Here is a 21,251-nt window from a genome sequence, read left to right as displayed (position 1 = left end):
TTCCGTCACAGGGCGCCCGTGAGCGCCTCCGCCGCGGCCTGTCCGCAGACCCGGGCCGAGCCGTACGTGGCGATGTGCACGGCGCCCAGGTCCGAGCGGGCGGGCAGGCCCATCTCCACCACCACCGCGTCCGGGCGGGCGCTCAGGAGGTGCCGCAGGGCCTCGCCCTGCCACGCGTAGCGGTGCGCGTCCCGGACCACCACGACCAGCGGGCGCCGGGCCGCCTCGGCGATCAGGTGCTCCAGCGCGGCGCCCGTCGCCTCGCCCGCCACCAGCCGGGTGATCGCGGTGCCCGGCAGGAGCCTGGCGAGGGGCTCGCCGACGCCCCAGGGGGTGCTCTTGTCGATGGCCAGGTTCATCTCTGGCGCCAGTTCCACCACGTGCGCGGCCGTGGTCAGCGGCAACACCGGGGCGGTGGACCTGCGGGTGATCCTGATCGCCCGGCGGGCCGCGGTGAGGCCGAGGTAGCCGTCCTCCGGCACGGGGCTGCCCGAGGAGGTGGTCCATGCGGCCAGCTCGCGGACCCTGCGAGCGGCGTCGGCCAGTCGCTCCTCGGGCAGCAGTCCTTGGGTCACCGCCGCGGCGATCGCGTCGCGGATCCCGGCGGCGGTCGCCTCGTCGGCCCGCTCGCCGCCGACGCAGATCGCGTCGGCTCCCGCGGCTATGGCGCGGGCGGAGGCGCCCCCGATCCCGTACGCCCCCGACACCGCGGCCATCTCGATGCCGTCAGTGATGATCATTCCTTCGAACCCGAGCTCCTCGCGCAGCAGCCCGGTGAGCACCTTGGGGCTGAGCGTGGCGGGCAGCTCGGCATCGTACGAGGGCACGAGGAGGTGGCCGGTCATGACGGCCTTGACACCCTCCTTGATCGCCTCCCGGAAAGGGAGCAGCGCGTCCTCGATCCCGTCCTGCGCCACCTCGGGCACCCCGTGATGGGAGTCCACCGAGGTGTCCCCATGCCCGGGAAAATGCTTGGCACACGCGACCACCCCGGCTGATTGCAGGCCGCGGACGAACGCCCTGGTGTGCCGGGAGACCAGCGCCGGGTCCGCGCCGAAGGCCCGCAAGCCGATGACCGGGTTGTCCGGGTTGGAGTTCACGTCGGCCGAGGGGGCGAAGTCGATCGTGATGCCGGCCGTCGCCAGGTCGCCGCCGAGGTCCCTGGCCACGGCCTCGGTCAGGCCCACGTCGTCCACGACGCCCAGCGCGTACCCTCCTGGGCGGCTGCTCCCCGTGGCCACCTCCAGCCTGGTGACCTCGCCCGACTCCTCGTCGGTGCCGACGAGCACCGAGGGGTTCTCCGCGCGCAGCGCGGCGGTCAGCCGGGCCACTTGGGCGGGGTCGGCGATGTTGCGCGAGAACAGCACCACCCCGGCCAGCCCGTCGCCGAGTCGGCGGCGGAGCCAGTCGGGAGGCGTGTGTCCCGCGAAACCAGGAAAGAGGACTGCGTCGGCGAGGCGAAGCAGGTCACCACTCAGGGGCATGACCCGAAATCTAATAGGAAAGTTTCCTATTTGCTAGGGGTATTTTCCAAAGTCAACGCTATCGGTCTCCGGCAGCCGGCTGCTGATCGCGCTCCCCACGAACTCCACCCCCACCGTGGCAGAGCCAGGATCGAGGAAGTCGGCCTTCAGCTCCCCCGCCCAGGCGTTGTGCCTCATGGTGACGGTGCGAGCCGCTCGATGACGGTGACGTTCGCCTGTCCTCCGCCCTCGCACATGGTCTGCAGGCCGTACCTGCCGCCGGTCCGCTCCAGCTCGTGCAGCAGTTTCACGGCCAGCACGGCGCCGGTCGCGCCGAGCGGGTGGCCGTGCGCGATCGCGCCGCCGTTCGGGTTGACCTTCGCCGGGTCCGCGCCGGTCTCCTCGATCCAGGCCAGTACGACCGGCGCGAACGCCTCGTTGATCTCGATCGCGTCGAAGTCGCCGATCGACATGCCGGTCATGCCGAGCGCGTGCGCGGTGGCGGGGATCGGGGCGGACAACATCATGATGGGGTCGGCGCCGCGTACCGAGAGGTGGTGCACGCGGGCGCGCGGGGTCAGGCCGTGGTCCTGTACGGCCCTGGGCGAGGCGAGGAGCAGGGCCGCGGCGCCGTCGGAGATCTGCGAGGCCAGGGCCGCGGTGAGCCGGCCGCCTTCGACCAGTGGCTTCAATCCGGCCATCTTCTCGATCGTGGTGTCCCTGCGCGGGCCCTCGTCCGTGGTGACGCCTTCGTACGGGGTGATCTCGCGCCGGAAATATCCGGCATCGATGGCGTGGAGGGCTCGCCGGTGGGACTCGTACGCGTACCGTTCCATCTTTTCCCGGGATATATCCCATTTGGCGGCGATCTGTTCGGCACCGGTGAACTGGGAGACCTCCTGCGTGCCGTACCTCTCCACCCAGCCCTTGGAGCCCCCGAAGGGGGTCTCGTGCCCGAGCGGGCGCCCGGCCAGCATCGCGGACGAGATGGGCACCATGGACATGTTCTGCACGCCGCCCGCCACCACCAGGTCGCTGGTGCCCGAAAGCACGGCCTGGGCGGCGAAGTGCAGCGCCTGCTGGGACGAGCCGCACTGGCGGTCGATCGTGACGCCCGGCACCTCCTCGGGGAACCCGGCGGCGAGCCAGCAGGTACGCGCGATGTCCCCGGCCTGCGGGCCGATCGTGTCCACGCAGCCGAAGATCACGTCCTCGACGGCGGACGGGTCGGCGTCGGCGCGGCACATCAGCTCCTTGAGCACGTGCGCGCCGAGGTCGGCGGGGTGGGCTCCGGCCAGGCCGCCGTTCCTGCGCCCGATGGGGGTGCGGACGGCACCGACGATGTACGCCTCGTTCACGTTCGCATCGTAGCAAGCGCTTGGTCTAGCGCGGAATGCCGCATGAGCTGGGCTGGTTAGGTGAACAAGCGATTGTCTCAGGGCTCATAATGGTGAGGTGACCACGCGTAAGAACTCCGGCACCACCACCACACCGGCGAAGCGCCAGCGCGCCACCTCATCGGGGTCGGCGTCCGAGCGCCGCGACCACCTCGTCAAGCTCGCCGCGGAGCTCTTCGCGCGCAAGGGCTTCCAGGCCACGACAGTACGCGAGATCGCCGAGGAGGCGGGAATCCTCTCCGGAAGCCTCTACCACCACTTCGACTCCAAGGAGACGATCGTCGACGAGGTGTTGTCCACCTTCCTCGACGACCTCATCGCCCGCTACCGCGCGGCCCTCGACACCAGCGCCGACGCCCGCACCGTGCTGTCGGAGATGGTGCGCATCGGCTTCGGCACGCTGGAGCCGCACCGGGCCGCGATCACGGTGATGCAGAACGACTGGAACTACTTGCGGCAGTTCGAGCGGTTCAACTATCTGGTCAAGGCCGAGGACGAGGTCGAGCAGATCTGGGTGTCGCAGATCAAGGCGGGGCAGGCGGCCGGGCTGTTCAGGTCGGATGTGGACCCGAAGCTGACCTACCGCATGATCCGCGACACGATCTGGGTGGCGGTCCGCTGGTTCCGCCCGGGCGGCAGGCTCAACACCAGCGGGCTGGCCGAGCACTACATCACCGTGTTGTTCGACGGTCTCGCCACGGGCGAGCGCACCACCCAAAAGGGATGAGCCTCGGCAAGGCGGTGCGGCTGGCGCTGCAGGAGGCCGCCGAGCCCGGCAAGGCCGAGACGATGCGGGCTTACATGAAGTCCGCCATGCCCTTCCTCGGCGTCCAGGCCGTGCCCCGGCGGGCGGCGCTCAGGCGGGTGTTCGCCGAGCACCGGCTGGACAGCGCGCCGGACTGGCGGCGGGCCGTGCTCACGTTGTGGCGGGAGGCCGAGTTCCGCGAGGAGCGGTACGCCGCCATCGAGCTGTCCGGCTATCACCTCTACCGGGAGTTCCAGACCCTCTACACGGTCCCGATGTACGAAGAGATGATCGTCACAGGCGCCTGGTGGGATCTCGTGGACGAGCTGGCCACGCACCGGGTCGGGAGCCTGCTCGGCGCCTATCCGGACTCGATGCGGCCGCTCATGCTGGAGTGGGCGCACGGCGCCGACCTGTGGAAGCGGCGTACCGCGATCCTCTGCCAGAACCGGTTCAAGCAGCGCACGGACACGGCCCTGCTGTACGCCTGCATCGAGCCGAGCCTGTCGGACAACGACTTCTTCGCGCGGAAGGCCATCGGGTGGGCGTTACGCGAATACGCCAAGACCAACCCCGGTGAGGTCATCCGGTACGTGAAAGCGAAGGGCATCTCGGGCCTGAGCCGTCGCGAGGCGCTGAAGAACCTGCCGGTCATCTAGTCCAGAGCGCGTCCTGGACCGCCTGGACCAGGGCCATCAGCTCCGGGGTGACGCGCTCCTTCGACCACGCCAGGGCGTAGGTGATGCGCAGGTCGCCCGCGTCCAGCGGCACGAAGCGGACGTCGTCCCGCCTGATCGTCCTGGCCAGGAGCTGCGGGATCGGCAGCACGCCCGCGCCCGCGGCCACCAGGTCGAGCGCGGCGGCGAAGTCGTCGTCGGCCACCATGCGCGAGCGCCCGGGCAGGCCCGGCCACGGCCGGGTGCCCGGCGTGAGCAGCACCTGGCCGCCGAGCTCGGCGGCGGTGACCTTGGGCCTGGACTCCAGCCGGTGCCCGGCGGGGACGGCCAGGTGGTCGACGGTGACGTGGAACCTGGCCGCCGTGACGAACTGGGCCGGCGCCGGAGTGGCCAGGATCGCGGCCGAGACCTCGCCGTTGGCCAGCGCCCGCACCGCGGTGCCGCGGCCCGCGGCCGTCAGCTCCACGCCGATGGACGGGCCGCGTCCGGCCAGCCGCCTGACGATCCGCGCCGCCAGCGTGCCGACCAGTGGTGGATAAGCCAGGTGAATAGTCGGCCTGGCCAGCCGTGCCGCTTCGCCGGTGAACGCCTGGGCCGACTCGATCACCTGCTCCGCGTACGGCAGCAGGGCCTTGCCCTCCGCCGTGAGCCGCACCTCGCGGGCGGTGCGCTGGAAGAGCCGGACCCCGGCCGCGCGTTCGAGCCTGGTGATGGCCTGGCTCATGGCGGGCTGGGACATGCCCAGGTCGGCGGCGGCCCTGGAGAAGCTGAGCCGGTCCGCGACTCTGGTAAAACAGTGGATCTCCCGCAGCATAAGCAACACCAATACATGGTGCACGACTCTCGGAGTGCTCGGCAGGATGCCTCCAATCTGATCGACGTCTGAGGGAGTTATCGACATGTCCCCATTCCCCAAGTCCACCGTGCTCGGATATCCGAGGATCGGGCCGCGAAGGGAGCTGAAGCGAGCGCTGGAGTCGTACTGGGACGGGCGTTCCACCCGGGCGGAGCTCGACCAGGTGGGCGCCGAGATCAGGGAGCGGACCTGGCGCGGGCTGGCCGAGCTCGGGCTGGAGGGGCTGCCGTCGAACACGTTCTCGCTCTATGACCAGGTACTGGACACGGCGGTGCTGCTCGGCGCGGTGCCCGCGCGGTATCGCGAGGCGGACGACCCCTACTTCGCGATGGCCAGGGGCACTGCGGGTCCCGTGACCGCGCAGCGGTCGTCGGTTTCGGGGGGCACTTGGGGGGCGAAGCCCCCCGAGGGTCTCGCGCCGCTGCGGATGACGAAGTGGTTCGACACCAACTACCACTACATCGTGCCGGAGATCGGGCCGGAGACCGTGTTCAAGCTGGACGCGGGCAAGCCGCTCGCCGAGGTCCGGGAGGCGCGGGCGCTGGGGTTCGAGACGCGGCCGGTGGTGGTGGGGCCGGTGACGTTCCTGCTGCTGGCCGGGGCCCTGGACCGGCTGGACGACGTGCTGGGCTGCTACGAGGAGCTGCTGTCCACGCTGGCCGCCGAGGGGGTCGAGTGGCTGCAGCTCGACGAGCCCGCGCTGGTGGGCGACCGGACGCCCGATGAGCTGGATGCCGTCGCGACCGCCTACGAGCGGCTGGGGGCTCTCGGCGCGCGGCCCGGGTTGTTCGTGGCCTCCTATTTCGGGGAGCTCGGCGAGTCGTTGCCGGTGCTGGCCGGCACGCCGGTGGAGGCCATCGGGGTGGACCTGGTGCGGGGCGGCGTTCCCGGCGCTGATCTGTCCGGGAAGATCGTGGTCGCCGGTGTGGTGTCCGGGCGCGACGTGTGGCGGACCTCGCCCGAACGGGCCCTGGCCACGCTCGGGGCCGTACGGGCCGCGCAGGTCGTGGTGAGCACCTCGTGCTCGCTGCTGCACGTGCCCTACGACGTCGGGGCCGAGCCTGACCTGGAGCCGTCGTTGAAGGCCCGGCTGGCGTTCGCGGAGCAGAAGGTGGCCGAGGTGGTGGCGCTCGCGCGGGCGGGGTTCCATGGGGCTTCTCCGGTGGATCCGTCTGTGGCGCTGCCGGGGCCCGTGGTGGCGGAGGGACGCAGCCCGTACGCCGTGCGCGCCGCGGCCCAGGCCGAGCACCTGCGGCTGCCCGCGCTGCCGATCACCACGATCGGGTCGTTCCCGCAGACCGGCGAGCTGCGCGCGGCCCGGGCGGCGCTGGCGGCGGGCACTCTCCCGGAGTCCGACTACGAGCGGCAGGTCGAGGCCGAGATCGAACGGGTCATCCGGGTGCAGGAACGGCTCGGGCTCGACGTCCTCGTGCACGGGGAGCCCGAGCGGAACGACATGGTCCAGTACTTCGCCGAACACCTCGACGGCTTCGCCGTCACCCAGAACGGGTGGGTCCAGTCGTACGGGTCGCGCTGCACCAGGCCGCCGATCCTGCACGGCGACGTCAGCCGTCCGGCGCCGATCACGGTGCGGTGGGCCGCGTACGCGCAGTCGCTCACCGGTAAGCCGGTCAAGGGCATGCTCACCGGGCCCGTCACCATCGTGGCCTGGTCGTTCGTACGGGACGACCTGCCACTCCGGGACGTCGTGTTCCAGGTCGCCGATGCCGTGCGCGACGAGGTGCGTGATCTGGAGGCCGCCGGGGTCTCGATCATCCAGGTGGACGAACCGGCGTTGCGCGAGCTGCTGCCGTTGCGGCGGGGGGCGCAGGCCGACTACCTGGAGTGGGCGGTGGCGGCGTACCGCAGGGCCACCTCTGGGGCCGGTGATCGGACCCAGATCCACACGCATCTGTGCTATTCGGACGCCGACCAGATCCTGGCCGCCATCGACGGCCTGGACGCGGACGTGACCACGATCGAGTCCGCCCGGTCGGGGGCCCGGATCCTGGGGGCGGTGGGGGCGTTCGGGCGGGGGCTCGGGCCCGGGGTGTACGACATTCACTCGCCTCGGGTGCCCGGAGCTGACGAGGTCGAGGACCTGCTCCGCAGGACGCTGGGGGTGCTGCCGGTGGAGCGGGTCTGGGTCAACCCGGACTGTGGGCTGAAGACGCGGACGTACGAGCAGGTGGAGGCTTCGCTGGCGAACGTGGTCACGGCCACGCGACGGGTACGCGAATCGCTCGGGGCGTGACGGCTCCTGCGCCGGCGGCCTTCCGCGACGAAGCCTGGCCGCCGGTGCAGGGTCGGCGACGGCTCGTTGGAGCCGGTGGCCAGGCCGGTCAGGGCGTGGTTCAGCGCGGGTCGTACGCCTTGGGCAGTCGCATGCCACGGTCGGCCATGATCTGCCGGACGCGGTTGGGGTAGTCCGTGATGATGCCGTCGATGCCCATGTCCATGAGGGCCTCTATGGTGGCGGGATCGTCGCAGGTCCACGGGATGACCTTCAGGCCACGGGCGTGCGCCTCCGACACCATCGTCTTGTCCGGGTAGAAGCGGAAGCCCGGGTCACCGATCTTCCCACTCTGCGGGAAGCCGTAGTTGGGAGACAGGGCCGTGACGCCGGGGATGGCGGCGGCCGCCTTCACGAAGTCGCCGTCATAGTCGTCAGCGTCAATGCCACCCAGCCACGGAGAGGCGCCGGGCTGGCCGACCTGGAGGAAGTCGTAGTTGGTCAGTGCCACCAGCGGCCACCTCGGCGCAAGCCGGTGCATTTCCTTCAGTGCGCCCCAGTCGAAGGACTGGATGGTGACCTGGTCCTCGATCCCCGAGGCGTGGATCTCCTCGAAGACCCGGCGGACGAACAGCTCGCGCGGCGCGGTCTGCTGCGGCGCGCCGGCCTCGACCTTGGTCTCGATGTTGAGCTTGACCTGCTTGGCATGGTAGCTCTTGACCAGGTTCAGGACGTCCTTGAGCTCGACCATCCGGAAGCCCTTGATCTGCTCCTGCTCGGGGAAACCAGGAAGCTGCTGATACCCGCAGTCCATCGTCTTGATCTGGGCCAAGGTCAGGTCTTTGATGAACTTGCCGACGTACGGGTACACCGGGTCGCCCGGCGTGAGCGGTGCGGTGTCCTTGCACTTCTGAGCGCTGATCTGGCGGTCGTGGTTGACGACGACCTTCTCATCCTTGGTGACGTGCGCGTCCAGCTCCAGGGTGCTGACCCCGAGGCGCATGGCCTTGCCGAACCCCTCCAGCGACTCCTCGGTCGTCAGGCCGAGGCCGCCGCGGTGGGCTTGCAGGTCGAAGTGGGTTTTCTGGGGTAGCACGCCGGGGTGATCGGCCGTTGACGCGTAGGCGGCTGCCGGCGCCGCGAGCGCGGGCACGAAGGCCAGGCTCACCAGGACATGGCGAAGGTGCATGGGGGTCCGTTCCTTAGGTCTATCTGGGCCCCACGACGCTAGGTCGTGGCCTGACCCCCGCTGTGGCCATGGCGTGATGGGGTCGTGAACGTTCGCGGAACGCGCAGCTCATCGCCCTACGATCACTAAGCTCAGAGCGTGCGAATTGACCTTGTCACGCTCGTCGTGGACGACTACGACCCGGCCATCACGTTCTTCGTCGACGTTCTCGGCTTCGATCTGGTCGAGGACTCACCGTCGCTGACGAACGACGGTCGTCCGAAACGGTGGGTCGTGGTCAGGCCGCAGGGAGCCGAAACGGGCATCCTGCTTGCCCGTGCCGACGGTGAGCGGCAGGCCACGATCGTCGGGGACCAGGTCGCCGGCCGGGTGGGGTTCTTTCTGCGGGTGGACGACTTCGATGCCGCCTGCGAACGAATGGTGGCCGCCGGCGTCGAGTTCGTGACCTCACCACGTGCGGAGCCGTACGGACGGGTCGCTGTGTTCCTCGACATCGCGGGGAACCGCTGGGACCTGCTCGGTCCGGCCTGATCGACCGCCAGCGGGTGAGGGCCTCATCCGGGGCAGATCCGGGTGGGCAATTCGACGGACACCTGCTTGCGGTCATCGTCGGTCAGGTCGCGCCCCAGCACCTCGCACACTCGCCGTTCCCACGCCGTCACGTCCAGCGGCAACACATCGGAGACGTATCCTTCCGTCTCGTCCCCGGCCCTCAGTCGGAGCAGCGTCCTGCCGTCCGCGGAGACGCCTAGGAACTCCTGAACCAGGGTGAACGTATAGGTGCCCTCGTACGTCACCCCATCGGGCCCGTCACCGTCTTCGGCGACGCCCAGCCCGTAGATGTGGATCTCCTTGTCGCTGATCAGGAACAGCTTGTGCTGCTGGTTGACGAACGTGGAGAACGTCCGATTGGTGGCGCCGAGACCGTTCTCCGAAACCGATCGCAGCGGGCCGAGCAGCTTCTTCAGCGGATGGCTGAGCCATACCTCCGGCAGTGCGCCGCTACGGAACACCAGCAGGTACCTGCCACTGGAGTCGAAGGTGAATCCCTCAATGGTGCCCGGCCCCATCTGCATCCGCCGCCCGCTGACCTCCTTCCCGGTCACCAGGTCGACGGTATGGATGTAGTCCCGCCCCCTCACGGCCACCAGGAGCTGGCCGGAGTTCCAGGGGCTGGGTTTTATTTGCCCGATGGTGGAACCGGGTCCCGTCAAGTCGAAACCGCTCTTGCGCCGTCCCGTCTTGACATCCCAGCGCTCCAACCGTCTCCCCGCACGCGTGAACAGTTCGCCGTTCTCGAGGAAGAAGTAGCTCAGTGGCTCCGTGTCCCCCGCGCTGTCGCGTGGCGGCATGGCCGTGGTGACCTGGGTGACGGTACGGAGCGAGGGGAGGGCACGCACGACCACCTTGTTGGCGGCCACCGGATCGGCGACATAACGCTCGTCCTCGCTCACTGCGGGCTCGCCGTAGACGTCCAGGCCGGGCGCGGTCGTGGAACGGTCCACCTCGGCGATCGTCCGCTGCCCCCCGCCCGTTTCGCTCACCCGGAGCTTCTTGCCGCCCTCGGCCTGAGCGACCATCCTGCACCCGTTGCACAGCAACGCCGGCTCGCCGAACCGTTCCTCCCGGTTTCTCAGCGAGGTGAGCACCACGGTGTCGCGTGTCATGGTCAGCAACGCCGGGGAGTCCGGCACGTCGACCAGGGCGAGCGGGCTCGGATCCTCCTGCGCCTCGATCCAGGTCGAGGACAGGCGCGAACCCTGCCGCAGGTCGACCAGTTCCCAGCCAGTTTGTCCCAGTATCATGCCGTATCGCCCGGAGTCGTCCACAGCGAAGTCTCGGCACGGCATCGCACTTCGATACCGCCCCTGCTGTGTCCCGTCGGGCAGTCGCAGCGCCGTGTACGTGGCGCTTTGACGGTTTTTTTCGGTCGAATTCGTGCAGACCACCGCGCTCGCGCCGTCGCCCGAGACACGGAGGCCGTCCGCCTTGCCGAGCCGCTTGAGGTTCACCTTCCGCCACAACGGCCGGCCCACGCTCGTGAGCACCCATACCGCACCGTCCCTGAGCGCGACGAGGGTTCTCTCGTCAGGGCCGAAACGTATCGACTCCGCGGCGAAGTCGAGCGTCCACGCCTGTTCGGGAGCCGTCACGCCGAGGGACTGAAACACCACCGTGCCCGGCCCGGTGGTCGCGATCCACCCGTCGTCACCGGACCGTACGATGTCGGCCCCCCGAGCGGGGAAGCCTTCAGGTTTCTCGCGGTTCTGCCGCGAGAGCGTGTGCCCGTCGTCCAGAGGCCAGCCATTACCCGGATCGACGCTGTGCCAGACCATGCTGCCGTCCTCGACGGCATACGCGACAAGGGTGCCGTCGGGCGACACGGCGGGCTGACTGGCGAACCCTCTGTAGGGCAGGTGCTGGAGCCGGTAGTCGCCGTTCGCCGAACGGACGTAGAGCGTCGCCGTACCCGAATCCGTGGTGCCGAGCACCACCCGTCCATCGGCGCTCGCGTCCACTCCGGCCAACAAGCCCAACGCCCCCGACGCGATCGCCTTCGTGTCCCGATGCTCGACGTACCGCTGGAGCAACTGGTTACGTGCATCCCAGGTCGGCGACGAACGAAACGCCTCGATCGCCAGCATCGCCGAAAGCCGGGGATCTCGTCTGGCCAAATCGGCCGCTGTTCGCGCCAGCGCTCTCGACCGCGCCTCAGCCGCCCGATCTTCGCTGACCTGTCCCTCACTGATCAGCATGGTCGTCAGGACGGCCAGCGCCATCAGCACCGCCACCGCGCCCGCCCACCCGGCACGTTTCCAGAACGACCTGGAGCGTTCGTGCCGGCGCCACCGGTCCAAATAGCCGAGCTCCGCCGCGTTCAGGTCCGCCCGTCGCTTGGTCAGCCACCCTTCGGCCTCCGCCAGTGCGCCCGATCTGGGCAGCCACTCCACGGTCTGGCCGGCCTGCTCCCAGCGCTCGACGTCTTCGTGCAACACGGCACGCCATTCCAGGAACCTGCGGTCCGCCGTCACCTGCTCGGCAAGTCGTGGCCAGCCGACGATCAGCGCCTCGTGGGCCAGCTCCACGGTCTCGCCCTCGTCCTCGTTGCTGCCCACCACGAGCAGGCGCCGGTCCGCGAGCGCCCGGGCGATCCGCCACTGATCCTCCGCCACATCCGCGCGTGGCACCACCCGCCGCAGGGCCGCCGCCTCACTGCCTGGCGACACCCGCACGAGCTGGGTCAGCAGTGCCTGCCCTACGGCCGCGTCCGATTTCGGAACGCAGTCCTGCCAGATGCCCTCGGCCTCTTTGGCCAGCGCCCCGCCTACGCCGTCGAGCCCCCCGTAGGCCTCGAAGGAGATCTGCCCATGCGACCGCTCCTGCCACAGCTTCTCCAGCACGAAGCCCAGCAGTGGGAGCGCGCCCGGCTCCTTCCCGGCGTCGTCCAGTATCGTCTCAACGAGCATCGGGGCGTAGTCCACCGCCGGAATCCCTTCGAGCGGTCGCTCGATGACCTCCTTCAACTGCTCGCGGCGCATTGGCGTGAGCGCGTAGACGGCGCGGCCCAGTGCGCTCCCCAGCGCGGGATGGGACAGCCCCGCCCCCAGGAAATCGGCCCGCAAGGTGAGCAGTACGCGCATGTCATCCGGCGGCCGGGCGGGGAACAGCACTTCCGCGGCGTCCTGCCCCTCCTCTGGCGGGCAGACGAGCAGCTCCTCGGCCTGGTCGACGACGATGAGCAACCGCTTCGCCTGGGAGCCGCGCAGGACCAACGGCGCGATCTCGCCCAGTCCCTCCTGTTTCAGCGCCTTCCGCACCTCTCGGGCCTTCGACAGCGCCTCCGCACCCGTCAGACCGGGATGCAGGAGTGCGGACAATCCGGCGCCGAGTGCGGACAACAGGGAACGTCCGGTGGACGGCCGGACAACGACGACCTCGTACGCGGCCCGCCGCAATAGCGGCACCACACCCGCCAGGGCCAGCGAGGACTTACCGCACCCCGACGGTCCGACCAGCGTGACCTGCGGTTGCCTGCGGACAAGAGCAGCGACCTCCTCGGCCTCGGTCTCCCGTCCGAAAAAGACCTCCGCATCGTCCTCGGAGAAGGCGGACAGCCCCCGGAACGGCGATCCAGGACCTATCGCATCCGTCAGTGACGGCACAGCCTCTGTCAACGTGCGCGTGGGAATGACAAAGCCCTGCCGCGTCCCCCCAGGCTGAGCGGCCACCACCATGCCGACCACACCGCCGAGTGCCTCGTCCCACACCGGGCCCCCGCTGAAGCCTCCGGTGAGGGGGACGTCCGACGGGCCGTCCAGAGAGCACTGCACCCATCCTTGCGCCGTACGCCCGCGCAACCGTCCAGCATGCCAGACCCCATCCGCCAGCCCTTCGGGAAAGCCCGGCACGCGCACCTTGTGGTCCCAGAGGTCATCCGCCTCCACCATGTGGAGCGCCCGGGCGCCGGGCATCCCGGCGTCCAGCCGCAGCACGGCGATGTCTCCGCTGTCGTCGTCGGCCGCGGGGATCCAGTGCTCGACACGGGTGCTCGCGACCGGCGCCGCCCCTGGCCCGGTGAACGGCAACTCCAGAGTGATCCGGGCATCCGGTGAGGGCGATTCCTCCGGTGGCAGGCGCAGCGCGCCGGAGACCACATGCGCGCACGTGATGGCGAGGTCGGGCGCGATCAGAAAGGCCGCGCCGGCGACCGGAGCGTTCCGACCGGAACCGCGGACACGCAGGGTGGCGCGGTTGAGCACATCGTCCCCGTTGCGTCCCGCCACGACTCCATGACCTTTCGCCCGTCACATCTCACGTCCGGCTCCTCACGGAGAGTATGGCCAGGGACCGGCCTTCACGCTTTGCCTTTCCATGACAAAGTCACGGCGAAGTTGGCGTCCGTGGCGGTGCTGGCGATCACCACGTCCGCCTCAGCGGAGAATGTGACGCCGAACTCCACGGTGATCTCATCCGGTGCCTGCGGCAGCTCTCCGAAACTGGCGACGAACTTCTCGGCCACCGGTCGAATGGTGTCGAGCATCTCGCCGAACGACCGGGACGCTCGGGCGACCGCCCGCCCGGCCCGGCCGACGCGGACCGGGGCATCGCCGTCCCTGTCCTGAATCTCCACCTTGACGACGTGGCCTTCCTCGCCGACCGGCAGTTCCACCACACGCATCGAGCCCACTCCCGTCTGACCGGAGGAGCCGCGGCACCCGCGGTGCCGTCCTGACTCCTCAACTCGTCCAGGGCCATGTGACCACGACGTCGATCCGGCGCGCGTCGACTTGCCGTGCTTTCCCGTGATGCGCAGGGACTCGTGTCCACCTCGATGAGGCGCTCAGGCGTCGTGACGCTCGCGAAACTCCTCGACCGTCATGCCGAACAGGAACTCGTCGTCGTAGCGTCCCGCGGCGTAGCGGCTCCTGCGCCGGCGGCCTTCCTCCACGAAGCCCAGCCGCCGGTGCAGGGCCAGCGACGGCTCGTTTGAGCTGTAGACCCACGCCTCGGCCTTCTGGAAGCGGCGCTCGAAGAACATGTAACGCAGCAGGATCACGATGGCGTCGCTGGCATAGCCCTTGCGGTGGTGCGGCGTGCCGATGCCGATCCCGTAGGCGAAGGTGCCGTGGACGCGGTCGATCTGGTGGGTGTTGATCGAGCCGACGGGGGCGTTGCCGTCCCTGGTGGCGATCACCAGATTGATCTCGTCGAGGTCGGACTCCTCCTCGGCCTGCTCGGTCGCCTGCTTCTTCGCCTGGGCGGCCGAACGGGGCGGGTGCAGCCGCCAGCCGTTCCTGACCGCGTCGGAGTCCTCCTCGAAGGCGAAGAACGCCTCCCAGTCCTCGGGCTCTTTGGCGCGCAGGCGCACACGCTCGCCGACCCATGCCGATGTCATGTCCGGCAGCAAAGCATGCCGCCGCTGCTCGTCGCGAACGGTTTTCGCGGCGAGTCGGGGGATGGCATGACGTCGGGACTCTCGTTGACATCAACCTGACTTGAGGTTGCACCGTAGGGGCCATGGAAAGCTTCGAGATCGGCGTCATCCTGCCCGGGATCGCCGTACAGCGTCGGGACGGCTTCGATCTGCGGGAGGCCGCCCGGCACGCCGAGGACGCCGGGCTGGACGGCGTGTGGCACGGCGACCATCTGGCCGTCGGCGGACCGACCCTGGACGCCTCGATCGCGTTGGCCACCGCCGCCGCGGCCACCGCCAGGATCAGGATCGGCGCCAGCGTGTTCGTTCCCGCGATCCGGCCCGTCGCCTGGGCCGCCAAACAGATCGCGACCCTCCAGTACGTGTCCGGCGACCGCCTCGTCCTCGGGGTCGGTTCGGGAGGCGGGCCCGAGCAGTGGGCCGCGGCGGGGGTTCCGTACGGCGAGCGCGGTGGGCGTACCGACACCGCCCTGGAGTTGCTCCCCCGGCTGCTGGCGGGCGAGGCGACCCGGCTGCGTGACGAGCCCGGGGAGCCCGTGGTCGAGCTGGCGCCGGCCGTGGCGATGCCGCCGGTGTGGGTAGGCAACGCCTCCGCCGCGGCGATCCGGCGGGCCGCCCGGCTGGGGGACGGCTGGTTCCCGTCCCTGATCTCGCCCCGCGAGGTCGCCGAGGGCGGGGCGCGGCTGGCCGAGCTGGCCGCCGCGCACGGCCGGCCCGCTCCGGTCATCGCCATCGGGGGCGCCGGCGCCCTGGGGAGCGGGCCCGGTATCCCGTCGCGGGAAGAAATCGCATCCGGCATCAGCGGCGGTTATGGGCGTCCGCTGGAGGAGGTCAGGGAGATCCCGCTCACGGGGCAGCCCAAGGAGGCCGCCGAGAGATTGGCCGGCTATCGCGACGCCGGGGCGCGGCACGCGATCATCGGGATCTCGGGTGGTGACTGGCGAGCTCAGGTCGATTTGCTGGCGGAGGTCCGGAGCCTGCTGCGTTAGGCGAATGTCCAGGGGAGATGGGTCAGCGCGGCGTCGGCGTAGTGGCGAGGCCCCGTGCTCAGGCCGTAGGCGAGGTCCTCGATCAGGGCGCAGCGGGCGTAGAAGAGCACTCTGGCCCGGTCCTGGTCGTCCAGCGTGAGGTCGTAGTGCGACAGTGTCAGGGCGAAGACTTCCGGGCCGAGGTCGCGGTAGATCAGGGCGAAGTCGTGGGCCGGGTCCGTTATGGCGGCGTCCGTCCAATCGATGATGCCGGTGATCGAGTTGGTGGCCGTGTCCACCAGGATGTGTTCCGCGCCCAGGTCGTTGTGGCAGAACCGCAGCGAGCGGGGCTCGTCCGGCGGGGTCTCGCGCAGGAAGCGCTCCACCAGGGGGCGTTGGGACTCCGGTACGTGGCCCTGCACGTCCCGGTAGTCGAGTTCGGCGTCCTGCAGGAGGGTCGGCGCCGGGTAGACGTCCAGGGGCGCCAGGTCCCGCAGCTCCGACGGCGCGAGTCCGTGTAACGCGCTCAGGAGGCCGCCCAGTGGCTCCGCCAGGCGCTCGGGGACGCTCACCGGGTGCTGGTCGAGGGGCTCGCCGGGGAGTTTGCGGTACGCGATCACGCCGGACTCGTCGTCGGCGAAGACCACTTCCGGGACCGGCAGCGGGGACAGCTCTCTGACGGCCGCCAGGAGGGCTACCTCCTGCCGGTTCGTCTCGGGGTCGGCCGCCTTGCTCCGTCGTACCAGCAGCTCGTCGTTGACCTCGTAGACCAGGTTGTCGAGGCCGTGGCCGAGCCGGCGGATGGAGCGCACCCGATAGTCGGGAAGGTGGCGGGCCAGCAACGTGCGGATGTCGCCAGTCACAATCCGTACATTAAGCCCGGCATGTCGGGTGTGCGAGTTATTTCAGGGCTCCCGAGGTCAGGCCGGACTGGATCTGGCGCTGGAAGACCGTGTAGACGATCAGCATGGGGAGGATGGCCAGGGTCAGGGCGGCGAAGAGGGCCGACCAGTCCTGGTCGTATCCGGCGGCGGTGGAGATGTCGGCGATGCCCTGGGTCAGCACCCATTTGTCCCGTTCCTGCAGCAGGACCAGCGGCAGCTGGTACTGGTTCCACTGGCCCAGGATGTTGAAGATGGTGATGCTGATGATGCCCGGCTTGGCCATCGGGAGCATGATCTGGAAGAAGACCCGCGTGTGCGAGGCCCCGTCCACCATCGCCGCCTCCCCCACCGCCGTCGGCAGCGTACGGAAGAAGGCCGACAGGAAGAAGACCGTGAACGGCATCGAGTACGCGATATAGACCAGCACCAGCCCGGCATGCGTGTTCAGCCCGATGAACGGCCCGATGACCGGCACGTTCCCCATGTTCTGGACCACGAAGAACAGCGGCGTCAGGGCCAGATACACCGGGAACGCCAGCCCGGAGACGAACAGCAGGTACACCGCCCGGTTGCCGCGGAACGGGTAACGAGCCAGCACGTACGCCGCCATCGACCCGATGAGCATCGTGCCGAACGTACTGAATGCCACGACGATGACGCTGTTGAGCATGTACTGGCCGATGTGCGCCTGTTCCCAGGCCCTGGCGAAGTTGTCCCAGCGCAGCGAGGCAGGCAGGGACCAGGCGTCACCGAAGATCTCGTCCTCGCTCTTCACCGAGGCCAGGAACGTCCACAGGATCGGCACCATCACCAGCAGCGTCCAGATCAGCAGCGCGAGGTGCGTCAGCACCCCGAGCGGGCCGAGCCGCCGCCGGCGCTCCTCGCGGGCGATCTTCCGCGAGTTCGCCGCCGTCCACGAGATCATCGTAGTCATCAGTACTCGATTCGTTCGCGCCGCGACAGGCGCAGCGAGAGGATCGCGAAGCCGACGGTGAAGAAGAACATCACCACGCCCAGCGCCGAGGCGTACCCGAAGCGGGAGTACTGGAAGGCGTTGCGGTAGATCTCGGCGGCCATGACCGTGGTCGACCAGTCCGGGCCGCCGTGCTGGTCGGTCATGACCCACACGATCGCGAACACGTCGAGCGCCAGGATGCCCAGGTAGACCCAGGCCACCTGCACGGTGTCCCAGAGCAGCGGCAGCGTGATCCGGAAGAAGAGACTCGTCCGCCCTGCCCCGTCGATCTGCGCCGCCTCGAACATGTCCTTCGGGATGGAGGCCAGCCCGGCCGAGAACAGCACCACGTAGAAGCCGACCGCCTGCCACACCATGACGCCCAGCACTGACCAGAACGCCACGTCAGGATCGGACAGGAACCCTACCGGTTGGATCCCGAGCGCCATCATGGGGCCATTCAGCATGCCGCTGCCGTCCGGCCGGAACACCTGCTGGAACAACACCGCCACCACCGCGACGGCCAGGACCTGCGGGAAGAAGAAGACCACCCGGTAGAACCGCGACCCGCGGATCCCCGTCACGCCCTGCGCGCCGCCCACGTTCAGCAGGAAAGCGAAGAACAGTGCGATGACGATCGTGATCAGCGGCAACAGCACGAGCAGCGCGCCGTTGTGCGTGACCGCCTTCCAGAAGATCCCGTCGCCGAAGAGGCGCTGGAAGTTGTCCAGGCCGATGAACGTGGGCGTGGCCGTCACGCCGCGCCAGTCCGTCATCGCGATGTAGAACGCCTGGAGGTACGGCGAGATCACGTAGACGACATAGAGGATCACCGGGGCTGCCAGGAACGAGGTGATGAACAGCCCGCGGCGATACCTGTTGAACATCATCAGCGCTGGTACTTCTTGATCGAGGAGTCGTTCTTGAGCTCGTCGGCCTTCTTCTGCAGGCGTTCGAGGTACTTGTCCGGGGTCAGGCGGCCGGACATGAGCTCGCCGGTGGCGGCGATGGCCTCGTCCTTGAGCTGGGCGTACCACGTCTGCCAGCGGTAGTAGACGACGTTCGCGCCCGCGTCGGCGAACGACTTGGTCGCGCTCGCGGCGCCAGGGGAGAGTTGCCGGCCCTCGCCGGCGCCCTTGACGACCGAGACCGTCTTCACCATCTCGCTGAAGTCGCCGGCCGCCTTCTTCGACAACATGGCCCGCAGGTACTCCATGCCGCCCTGCGGGTTGGGGCTCTTGGAGGGGACGATGAAGTTCTCGCTCGGCTGGCTGTGCAGGGTGCCGTAGGGCAGCTTGTCCGAGCCGGTGATGTCGGGGATCGGGAACATGGCGTACTCGAAGTCGGCCGGGGTCGTGGTCTTCTGCTCGTTCTCCAGCCAGGAGCCGGAGGGCAGCATGGCGACCTTGTACTTGTTCTGGGCCGTCTGCGTCTGCACGTGGTCGAGGCCGGCGGTGCCCTCCATGAGGTATTTGGCGCCGATCTCGGCCCAGGCCGTGGCCGAGGTCTTCATCGCCTCGCTGGTCCAGGCGCCGTCCTCGAGGTTGTCGATGTTGACGAGCACCTCGTTGCCGCCGATCTTCGCGGCCATCGTGAGCAGCGGCTCATAGAGATATTGCGGGAACTTCCCGGCATAGGTGAAAGGTGCCATCTTGCCGGACTTTTTGATCGTTTCGCAGAGCTTGAGGAACTCGTCCCAGGTCTTGGGCGCCTCCCAGCCGTTGTCGCGGAAGGCCTTCTGCGAATACCAGATGCCGAAGATGTAGTTCACATAGCCGAGCACGCTGAACGTGCCGTCGTAGGTGCCGAGGTCGATGACCGCCTGGTCGATGGTGTCCCTGACCTTGGTGTTCGGGTCGTCCCAGCTCGGCGCGTCGAGCAGCGGGGTGAGGTCCTGGAGCTGGTTGTCCTGGGCGAGCGCGCCGAAGTCCATGGCGTTGGCCCCGGAGTTGTCGATCACATCCGGGGGGTTGCCTCCGGCGAAGCGCGGCTGGAGGATCTTCGTGATCTCCTTGGTCGCGTTGTGCTTGATCTCGACGCCGGGGTGCTTGGTCTTGAACAGCGGCTGGTGGATGTTCTTGGCGTAGTCCTGGCCGAAGCCGCCGTCGAAGATCCAGACCTCCAGCGGCTTGTTGCCAGCCACGCCGAACGGGTTCGCCGCGCTGGTCGCGACCGGCGCCGACGACGACGTGGCCGCGGGTGGGGCGGCGGGCGTGGCACACGCGGCCAGCGCCCCTGCCACGGGCACGAGTGCGGCGCCGCGAAGGAGCTCTCGCCTGCTGATATGGGGGGTGTCGGGCATTGTGACTACTCCTGACTCTTCATGATCCGCGTCGGATGCGTCCTGCGTAGCGGCTCTCCAGGGCCTTGTTGTGCTCGTCGCCGCCGGTCACGTTGACCGACAGGTAGATGGGTGGCGTCTCGCCCATGGCCACGAGCTCCTGCACCGCCTCGGTGACCACCATCTGCGCCAGCAGCGCGGAGGTGATCGTGGAAACCGCGCCGTAACTGCCGCCGCCGGGCAGGTCGAGGATGGCGTCCCCGTACGGCGCGCCGTTGTCGAGTACGACGTCGGCCAGGTCGAGCAGCTTGCCGCCCGACGGGTGGCGCGAGGTCATCCGCATGCTGTGCTTGACCGAGGTCAGCGCGATCAGCGGATGGCCGCGTTCCTTGACGATCGTGGCCAGCTCCACGACCGTGCCGTTCACGCCCGAGCTGGAGATCAGCACGAACACGTCCTGGGGCGCGACCGGGGCCAGCTCGTAGATCTGGTGCGCGACGGCCGGATCCCGCTCCAGCTCCGGGGTCAGCACACTGGCCGGCTGCCCGCCGTACAGCACCAGGTCCTTGGGGGTGAGGCGGTTGCTGGGGACGAGGCCGCCGGCCCGTCCGGCGATCTCCATGGCGATGGCCTCGGAATGCCCCGAGCCGAACGCGTTGACCACGCCGCCCGCCCGGATCGAGGCCACGAGCAGCGCGGCCGCCGCGCGTACCGGCTCTGCCTGGCTTTCCGCGACCTGATGTGCCAGGTCGAGGACCTTGGATGCGAATGTCATTCAGCCTCTCTCCACCCGATGGCTCTCCACGGCGCTGATCGTGCGCTCGAACGCCTCGTTGGTGCGTTCGTAGGTCCGCTGGGCGACCGCCACGTAGACGGCGTCCAGCACGAACAGCTGCGAATGGACGGCGGCCAGCCCGCCGAGCCGGAACGTGGTCTCCCTGCTGGCGGTGGTCAGCACCAGATCCGCCAGCTCGGCCAGCGGGGAACGGGCGAAGGAGGTGACCGCGACCGTCAGCGCGCCGTGGCTGCCCGCCTCCGCCAGCGACTCCATGACCTCGCGGGTGCGGCCCCGGTGGCTGATGCCGATGGCCACGTCGCCCTTGCCGAGCAGCGCCGCCTCCGACAGGGCCACGTGCGCGTCGCCCGCGCTCCAGCCCGGGATGCCGATCCGCCGCAACCGGCCTTCCAGCATAGTAGCCACGTTACCGCTGGTAGAGACCCCTACGAGCAGCACACGCGGGGCCGCCACGATCGCGTCGGCCACCCTCGCGACCACGTCGAGGTCGAGTTGCGCGGCGGTGTCCTGGATGAGCCTGGTGTCGGCGGCGGCCATCACCTCGATGGCCGCGTCCAGCGGGTCGTCGGGGCCGATCTCGTGGCCGACGCCCGCGCCCCAGCCCGCCTGCGCCGCCCTGCCGGTCTCGGTGGCGAGCGCGACGCGCAGCTCGGCGTACCCGGAGAAGCCGAACGCCCGGCAGAACCTGGTCACGGTGGCGGGCGAGCTGCCCGCCCGCTCGGCCAGCGCGATGATGGTCGACCGCGCGGCCTCCGCCGGATCGCCGAGAATCACCTCGCCGACTCTGCGCAACGCCTCCGGCAAACCGGGTAGTTCTGTTTCGACTCGCCCAAGGGCTCCTGAAGTCACGAATATTCCTTCCGAATACTCGG

General features: G+C 69.2%; 18 protein-coding genes. 5 read left to right on the top strand and 13 right to left on the bottom strand.

All coding sequences use genetic code 11. From position 1 onward, the window contains the following. Positions 1–5: 5 nt before the first annotated feature. Entirely contained in the window at positions 6–1,484 is a 1,479-nt protein-coding gene (locus tag ACFLIM_RS03530; protein WP_393161814.1) for a glycoside hydrolase family 3 protein, read from the bottom strand. 173 nt (positions 1,485–1,657) lie between these two features. Further along, entirely contained in the window at positions 1,658–2,821 is a 1,164-nt protein-coding gene (locus ACFLIM_RS03525; protein ID WP_393161812.1) for an acetyl-CoA C-acetyltransferase, read from the bottom strand. 97 nt (positions 2,822–2,918) lie between these two features. Here ACFLIM_RS03525 and ACFLIM_RS03520 point away from each other — a divergent pair, with 97 nt between their 5' ends. Further along, positions 2,919–3,587: a TetR/AcrR family transcriptional regulator gene (locus ACFLIM_RS03520; protein WP_393161810.1), complete on the top strand. Its 669-nt coding sequence runs from the start codon at positions 2,919–2,921 to the stop codon at positions 3,585–3,587. After that, entirely contained in the window at positions 3,584–4,264 is a 681-nt protein-coding gene (locus tag ACFLIM_RS03515; RefSeq protein WP_393161808.1) for a DNA alkylation repair protein, read from the top strand. The genes ACFLIM_RS03520 and ACFLIM_RS03515 overlap by 4 nt, the downstream gene beginning before the upstream one ends. Here ACFLIM_RS03515 and ACFLIM_RS03510 read toward each other — a convergent pair. Continuing rightward, complete coding sequence (locus tag ACFLIM_RS03510; RefSeq protein ID WP_393162504.1) at positions 4,257–5,096, bottom strand: LysR family transcriptional regulator; 840 nt, start codon at positions 5,094–5,096, stop codon at positions 4,257–4,259. The two genes, ACFLIM_RS03515 and ACFLIM_RS03510, sit on opposite strands and share 8 nt — an antisense overlap. 85 nt (positions 5,097–5,181) lie before the next feature. On the opposite strand from ACFLIM_RS03510, the gene metE reads away from it, so the two are divergent. After that, positions 5,182–7,392 carry a 5-methyltetrahydropteroyltriglutamate--homocysteine S-methyltransferase gene (gene metE, locus ACFLIM_RS03505; RefSeq protein WP_393161806.1) on the top strand — a complete coding sequence of 737 codons (2,211 nt, stop codon included), beginning with the start codon at positions 5,182–5,184 and terminating at the stop codon, positions 7,390–7,392. A gap of 100 nt (positions 7,393–7,492) precedes the next feature. Here the strand turns inward: metE and ACFLIM_RS03500 are convergent, their stop codons facing one another. Then, entirely contained in the window at positions 7,493–8,560 is a 1,068-nt protein-coding gene (locus ACFLIM_RS03500) for a glycerophosphodiester phosphodiesterase family protein (RefSeq protein WP_393161804.1), read from the bottom strand. A 138-nt stretch (positions 8,561–8,698) separates the two neighbouring features. Between ACFLIM_RS03500 and ACFLIM_RS03495 the strand changes: the two genes are divergently transcribed. Continuing rightward, entirely contained in the window at positions 8,699–9,091 is a 393-nt protein-coding gene (locus tag ACFLIM_RS03495) for a VOC family protein (RefSeq protein ID WP_393161802.1), read from the top strand. Between the two features lie 23 nt (positions 9,092–9,114). On the opposite strand, the gene ACFLIM_RS03490 is transcribed toward ACFLIM_RS03495, so the two are convergent. The 3 genes from ACFLIM_RS03490 to ACFLIM_RS03480 all read right to left on the bottom strand — a co-directional run bounded on the left by ACFLIM_RS03490 (position 9,115) and on the right by ACFLIM_RS03480 (position 14,456). Then, on the bottom strand, positions 9,115–13,344 hold the full coding sequence (locus ACFLIM_RS03490; RefSeq protein WP_393161800.1) for an nSTAND1 domain-containing NTPase: 4,230 nt from the start codon (positions 13,342–13,344) through the stop codon (positions 9,115–9,117). Positions 13,345–13,415: 71 nt separating this feature from the next. After that, the gene (locus ACFLIM_RS03485; RefSeq protein ID WP_393161798.1) at positions 13,416–13,739 is read right to left on the bottom strand and encodes a CU044_2847 family protein; all 324 of its coding nucleotides are present in this window, start codon (positions 13,737–13,739) and stop codon (positions 13,416–13,418) included. A gap of 162 nt (positions 13,740–13,901) precedes the next feature. Further along, a complete protein-coding gene (locus ACFLIM_RS03480; protein WP_393161796.1) occupies positions 13,902–14,456 on the bottom strand; it encodes a GNAT family N-acetyltransferase in 555 nt (184 codons plus the stop codon). Positions 14,457–14,578: 122 nt separating this feature from the next. Between ACFLIM_RS03480 and ACFLIM_RS03475 the strand changes: the two genes are divergently transcribed. Next, positions 14,579–15,484, top strand: a complete 906-nt coding sequence (locus tag ACFLIM_RS03475) for an LLM class flavin-dependent oxidoreductase (protein WP_393161794.1) — start codon at positions 14,579–14,581, stop codon at positions 15,482–15,484. Here the strand turns inward: ACFLIM_RS03475 and ACFLIM_RS03470 are convergent. The 6 genes from ACFLIM_RS03470 to ACFLIM_RS03445 are packed head-to-tail and all read right to left on the bottom strand — an operon-like array spanning position 15,481 to position 21,228. Continuing rightward, positions 15,481–16,326: a phosphotransferase family protein gene (locus ACFLIM_RS03470; protein WP_393161792.1), complete on the bottom strand. Its 846-nt coding sequence runs from the start codon at positions 16,324–16,326 to the stop codon at positions 15,481–15,483. The genes ACFLIM_RS03475 and ACFLIM_RS03470 overlap by 4 nt on opposite strands. A 37-nt stretch (positions 16,327–16,363) precedes the next feature. Continuing rightward, positions 16,364–17,281, bottom strand: a complete 918-nt coding sequence (locus ACFLIM_RS03465) for a carbohydrate ABC transporter permease (protein WP_393161790.1) — start codon at positions 17,279–17,281, stop codon at positions 16,364–16,366. Beyond that, the gene (locus ACFLIM_RS03460) at positions 17,281–18,192 is read right to left on the bottom strand and encodes a carbohydrate ABC transporter permease (RefSeq protein ID WP_393161789.1); all 912 of its coding nucleotides are present in this window, start codon (positions 18,190–18,192) and stop codon (positions 17,281–17,283) included. The genes ACFLIM_RS03465 and ACFLIM_RS03460 overlap by 1 nt, the downstream gene beginning before the upstream one ends. Further along, positions 18,192–19,604 carry an N-acetylglucosamine/diacetylchitobiose ABC transporter substrate-binding protein gene (gene ngcE, locus ACFLIM_RS03455; RefSeq protein ID WP_393161787.1) on the bottom strand — a complete coding sequence of 471 codons (1,413 nt, stop codon included), beginning with the start codon at positions 19,602–19,604 and terminating at the stop codon, positions 18,192–18,194. Before ngcE ends, ACFLIM_RS03460 begins: the two co-directional genes overlap by 1 nt. A gap of 19 nt (positions 19,605–19,623) precedes the next feature. Continuing rightward, the gene (locus ACFLIM_RS03450) at positions 19,624–20,358 is read right to left on the bottom strand and encodes a sugar isomerase domain-containing protein (RefSeq protein ID WP_393161785.1); all 735 of its coding nucleotides are present in this window, start codon (positions 20,356–20,358) and stop codon (positions 19,624–19,626) included. Next, positions 20,359–21,228, bottom strand: a complete 870-nt coding sequence (locus tag ACFLIM_RS03445; RefSeq protein ID WP_393161783.1) for a MurR/RpiR family transcriptional regulator — start codon at positions 21,226–21,228, stop codon at positions 20,359–20,361. Between the last annotated feature and the right edge of the window lie 23 nt (positions 21,229–21,251).

Origin of the sequence: Nonomuraea marmarensis (assembly GCF_043197025.1) — a bacterium.
GTDB classification, from domain to species: Bacteria; Actinomycetota; Actinomycetes; order Streptosporangiales; family Streptosporangiaceae; genus Nonomuraea; species Nonomuraea marmarensis.
Note: the sequence above shows the minus strand (reverse complement) of the source record. Positions and strands in the feature narration are given on the sequence as shown.